Annotated in this window: 5 protein-coding genes; 3 read left to right on the top strand and 2 right to left on the bottom strand. The window is 57.1% G+C overall.

The features are described 5' to 3' along the window. The coding region (recO, locus tag ACWIUF_RS12435) for a DNA repair protein RecO (protein ID WP_448572721.1) at window positions 1-687 on the bottom strand (687 nt) is incomplete at its 3' end. A gap of 247 nt (window positions 688-934) precedes the next feature. Between recO and ACWIUF_RS12430 the strand changes: the two genes are divergently transcribed. The 3 genes from ACWIUF_RS12430 (at window position 935) to ACWIUF_RS12420 (ending at window position 4,544) form a co-directional block, all read left to right on the top strand. Then, complete coding sequence (locus ACWIUF_RS12430; protein WP_448572720.1) at window positions 935-1,969, top strand: bifunctional heptose 7-phosphate kinase/heptose 1-phosphate adenyltransferase; 1,035 nt, start codon at window positions 935-937, stop codon at window positions 1,967-1,969. 450 nt (window positions 1,970-2,419) lie between these two features. Then, window positions 2,420-3,016, top strand: a complete 597-nt coding sequence (hpt, locus tag ACWIUF_RS12425) for a hypoxanthine phosphoribosyltransferase (RefSeq protein WP_448572719.1) — start codon at window positions 2,420-2,422, stop codon at window positions 3,014-3,016. A gap of 55 nt (window positions 3,017-3,071) precedes the next feature. Then, the gene (locus ACWIUF_RS12420) at window positions 3,072-4,544 is read left to right on the top strand and encodes a TldD/PmbA family protein (protein WP_448572718.1); all 1,473 of its coding nucleotides are present in this window, start codon (window positions 3,072-3,074) and stop codon (window positions 4,542-4,544) included. Between the two features lie 285 nt (window positions 4,545-4,829). Here the strand turns inward: ACWIUF_RS12420 and ACWIUF_RS12415 are convergent. Then, window positions 4,830-5,227, bottom strand: a 398-nt coding sequence (locus ACWIUF_RS12415) for a L,D-transpeptidase (protein ID WP_448572717.1), incomplete at its 5' end; no start/stop codon positions are given.

Raw genomic sequence — 5,227 nt, 5'->3', positions numbered from 1 at the left:
GGGGGTGGGTGGGTGGGAAACCTCCCCTGGCGTCGGGCAAAGATTGGATTGAGGCAGGCTGGGCTGGGACAGGCTGAGGTGGGCGATCGCGGCGGGGCTAATGGTGCCCCCAGCCCCCACACTAAAGCCAACCTGCCCGGTCTGGCTCGTAAAATCCGGGATGAGGGGTTGTTGGGTCAAACAACACATCTGCACCTGTGGCGCAATCCCCGCTAGGGCCAACAGGTGAAAGGTGGCATGGGCCAGATGGGACAGAACCGCAAGTTCGCTCGTGGCTGCTGTGGCCCGATCCTGAGGTACCCTGGGCAACCGCTCTAGGCGACCCAGGTGTTCGGTTAACAGGTGGAATAACTCGGTTTGGGGTTGTTGGGTGAGGGCTTGGCAGAGGGTTATTTCCGCTAGGTATTGACTCGCCGTGAGCTTGCAGAGGTCCTGACTGAGCCGGGGATAGGAGATCAGGGTTTCGGCCTGGATCACCTTAGGCAGCGTTCGGCCTGCCACAATTTGCAATTGGTTGACGACGAAGAGGGCACTACGCCCCCCTAATTTCGACTGATGCTTGCGGGCACCGGGAGCGACCGCTCGTATTAGCCCGTGTTCCGCTGTCAGGATAGTCAGTAAGCGATCGTATTCCCCCAGGGGCATACTCTTGAGGTTAATCCCGGTAGCAATATAGGTGCGGCTCATAGGGACACGGGCGGATGCAAGGGGCAAGGACGATCGCGGCTAACGGGCGACGAGCGCGATCCATTCTCTACTTTAATGGGCGATCTCTCTGGATGGGCGCTGTGGGGCTGTGGGGAAACCCATACCGGTGTGGTTGGCTAAACGCGATGGTAATCTAGTGCTGCAACCAGACCGGCAACGGTTGTCGTGTAGGCTTTAGTCGGCAGTGCCTAACTAGGAATCTTGAGCCAGGAGTCGGATTTTGGCAATGGCGTTTGATAGGGCTTTTAGTGATCGCCTGCGGGCGGCGGCCCCCCGCCTACAAGCCCTCTTGACCCAATTTAAGCGGGCACGGGTTTTGGTGGTCGGAGATCTCACCCTGGATGAGTTTCTCCAAGGTCAGGTGGAGCGGCTCTCACGGGAAGCTCCGGTCTTGATCCTGCGGCATGAGGAAACCCGTCAAGTGCCAGGGGGGGGAGCCAATGCGGTCTACAACTTGGCTCGCCTGGGTGCCCAGGTACAGGTGGTGGGCCTAGTGGGGGATGATCCCCAAGGGCAGGTGTTGCACGATCTGTTTGTGCAGGTGGGGGTTGACACCAGGGGCATTTTGGTTGATTGCGATCGCCCCACGGTCACTAAAACCCGGATTTCAGGTCATGCTCGCCAATCCGTGACCCAACAAATTGTCCGGGTCGATCGCCGCTCCGATGCCCTGCCCAGCTTAGAACGGCAACACCAACTAGCGGCCCAGATCCAGGCCCAGGTACCCCACGTTGATGCGATCGTCTGCTCTGACTACGGCGATGGGGTGCTGACGGCCCCCGTGATCACCGCTGCGCTGGCCCATCCCCGCACCATTGTGGATGCCCAACAGCACTTGAGCCGCTACCGAGGGGCGACCGTGTTTACCCCCAATCTACCGGAGGCGGAACAGGCCGTTAGCTACCCAATTCGCGATCACGCTACCCTCCAACAGGCGGGCCGGGATCTGCTGGCCCTCACCGATGCCCACACAATCCTGATCACCCGGGGGGAAGCGGGTATGGCCCTTTGGGAACCAGAGGCAGGGGGTGCGGTGACCCTGATTCCCGCGTTTAATAAAACCGATGTGTTTGATGTGACGGGGGCAGGGGATACGGTGGTTGCGGCCCTAACCCTCGCTCTGATTGCGGGAGCCTCTAGCTGGGAGGCGGCAGTGTTGGGAAACCTTGCCGCCAGTTTGGTGGTGCGCCAGTTCGGGACTTCCACCACGACCCCAGCGGAAATTCAGGCGGCCTTACAGGCATTATTAGAGCAGATCTGAAGCCTCCCAAGCGCTCGCGGCATTGGTGGGCGCTTCAGGGCATTCCTCGCCCAACCCAGGACTATAGCCATCGTCATTCAGGTTAGGACAAGGGGCTTCAGCCCCTTGTTGATCAAAGCCTTGGCAATGTCCTAATGAGTGTGACTACCGCTATAGCTTGTCAAGCGCTGCGTCCATCATTGGGTAGGCCCCCAGTGGGGCTTGGGAAAAACCGTACGCTAACACTGGTAATGGGTGACTGCGACCGCCCGATCGTACACCGCCCAGTATCCGGTGCCACAGCGATGCTGGTTCGGGCGTAGGATAGGAATGGCAATGATATTGACGGTACGGCGGTTAACCTATGGGGTGCAAAGCTGCCCTATAAGGAATGGAGTTTCAGATCCACATTTGCGATGATGGGCCTGAAAGTCACAAGGGTTGGTCACAATAGTTACTCAGGGCAGGAATGTGGAAGATTGCCTGATTCCCCTAGTCTCGGAAGCTGATATTGCTATACGGGTTCAAGCGATCGCCCAGGCGATCACCCGTGACTATGCCCAACGGCCCCCCGTCCTCGTGGGCATTCTCAAAGGGTCCTTTATCTTTTTGGCAGACCTGGTTCGGTGTCTGGAGATTCCGATCGCTGGCATTGAGTTCATTCGCCTATCTAGCTATGGGTCTGGCATGGTCAGTTCGGGGCAAGTGCACATTCACCTGGGTCTTAGGGCCTCGGCAATCGAGAACCAGCCCGTCATTATCGTTGAAGATATCGTTGATACCGGGTTAACCACCCAACGGGCGATGGCCTATTTACATAGCCTTCAGCCCGCTTCCCTCGCCCTCTGCGCCCTACTGGACAAGCCCGATCGTCGCCAAGTACCCGTGACGATCGACTATCTGGGCCTGACGATTCCCGATTGTTTTGTCGTGGGCTACGGGATTGATTTTAATCAACAGTATCGTCAACTCCCGGCTCTGTATCGGGTGGCAACTCCGGTCACTGCCCCGACCCAGCCCACTTTGCCCCAGGAAGCAGAGATTGGTGAAGCGGGTTTGTTAGACTAGCGAAAGACGAGATCATTCACCGACTCCCATCCTCAAAAGGAAAATAATTACCGCTATGTCACCGATCACCCTGTTGCGGTCTCAAGAATTACCGACCTTGCAAACGACAGCGACGCGCGATCGCTTTGATGAGGCCTGGGAGGGCACCCTGGCCACGCTCCTGGGCCTGGGACGGGCAGCGGGGGCTGATTTTGTGGAATTTTTCCTGGAGCGGGTGAACTACATTAGTGGCATGGCGGAAGAGGATGCCGTTACCAGCATTTCGCCGCGCCTGTCCACCGGGGCGGGGGTGCGTGTCTTCCGAGGCACTCAGGATTGTTATGTCAGTACTAATGATCTATCCTTTACGGGGCTGCGGACGGCCCTGGAAAAGGGCCTGTCGATCCTGGGGTTGCCCGCTCCCATGCCGGGGGCATTTATCCCAGAGGTGAACCTGGAGCCTCTGCGCGATTATGCGGACCGGGGGCAAAAGGAAGCCTGGATACAGCAGTGTAGCTCGATGCAGGAGATGGGGGATGTGCTCTTGGCGGCGACCAGTGAACTTCAGACGCAGGCCCGCCATATTCAATCCCGACGGGCGCTCTATTTCCGGGATTGGCAGGAGGTTTTAGTGGCGGCTAGTGATGGCACCTTTGCCAGGGATATTCGCCTGACCCAATCCGTGGGTATGAGCCTTCTGTGCGCTGATGGCGAGCACCGATCGTCGATCGGCCATCGTCAGGGGGCTACCAGCCAACCGGACTTTTTGCGCCATTGGGATTTCACCCAGGATGCGGCAGAAATTGCTGAGGCGGCGGGGCAAATGCTCTATGCTGACTATGTGGAATCGGGGACTTATCCGATCGTCATGGCGAATCGTTTCGGCGGCGTCATTTTCCATGAAGCTTGCGGCCATCTATTGGAAACGACCCAGATTGAACGCAAGACAACCCCCTTTTGGGATAAAAAGGGCGAAAAAATTGCCCACGAAAACCTCACTGCTTGGGATGAGGGGCTCACGGCGACAGCCTTTGGCACGATCGATATGGATGATGAGGGTATGCCTGCCCAACGCACCCTCTTGATTGAAAACGGTATCCTGAAAAACTTCCTGGCCGATCGGGCTGGATCTTGGCGAACTGGGCATCCCCGCACGGGCAGTGGCCGCCGTCAGAACTATGCCTATGCGGCAGCCTCACGAATGCGCAATACCTACATCGCGCCAGGAAATTACACCAACGAGGAGCTCATTGCCTCGATCGATCGGGGGATTTACTGCAAAAAAATGGGCGGTGGTAGCGTCGGAGCCACGGGGCAGTTCAACTTTGGTGTTGATGAAGCTTACCTGATCGAAAATGGTCGCATTACCAAACCCCTCAAGGGGGCCACTCTCATTGGCGATGCCCAGGAAATTATGAACCGCATCTCCATGAGTTCCCAGGATTTGGGCTTGGCAGCAGGCTTCTGCGGCTCTATCAGTGGCAGTATCTATGTGACGGTTGGCCAACCTCATATCAAGGTCGATGCGATTACCGTGGGTGGACGCTAAGCTGGGGGATTGCATAAACTTTGCACGGTTTCTTGAACGGTTTGTGGCTGGGGCTTTAGCCCATAACGACTAAAGTCGTTACTACGAACGGACGACTAAAGTCGTTACTACGAACGGACGACTAAAGTCGTTACTACGAACGGACGACTAAAGTCGTTACTACGAACGGACGACTAAAGTCGTTACTACGAACGGATGACTAAAGTCGTTACTACGAACGGATGACTAAAGTCGTTACTACGAACGGTGCAGCCTCGATCGTCGGCTCTGCTAGGGAGGTTTTCCCTAGCGATGCACGACGACGGGTGTTCCAATGCTTGCCCACTCAAATAACCATTTGGCATGATCGACCGCGACATTCACACAGCCGTGACTAACCGGTGTGCCAAAGCGGTGATGCCAGTACGCACCATGAATGGCATAGTTGCCGGAGTAGTACATGGTGTAGGGAACATCCGGGACATCGTAGTCGGCCCCCCGCATTCGGGCGTAGCGATGGCGACTTTGGATGGCGAAGATCCCGGATGGGGTGGGCGTTGATGCCTTGCCTGTAGACACAATAACGGCATACACCTGCTTATTGCCCTCCCAAGCAAAAAGACGCTGCCGTGAAGTGTCAATTTCGATCCAGCGTTTTCCCGACTGCTTCAGCCGCTCCATCGGCGTGAGGGGTTGGCTGGGGG

It is taken from the genome of Trichothermofontia sp., from assembly GCF_053493415.1.
The sequence above is the reverse complement of the archived record's forward strand: the minus strand, read 5'-3'. Positions and strand labels throughout refer to the sequence as shown.

What these genes read in the sequence shown, in the direction of transcription:
- ACWIUF_RS12430 (WP_448572720.1), top strand. Translation starts at nt 935, where the DNA reads ATGGCGTTTGATAGGGCTTTTAGTGATCGCCTGCGGGCGGCGGCCCCC.
- ACWIUF_RS12420 (WP_448572718.1), top strand. Translation starts at nt 3,072, where the DNA reads ATGTCACCGATCACCCTGTTGCGGTCTCAAGAATTACCGACCTTGCAA.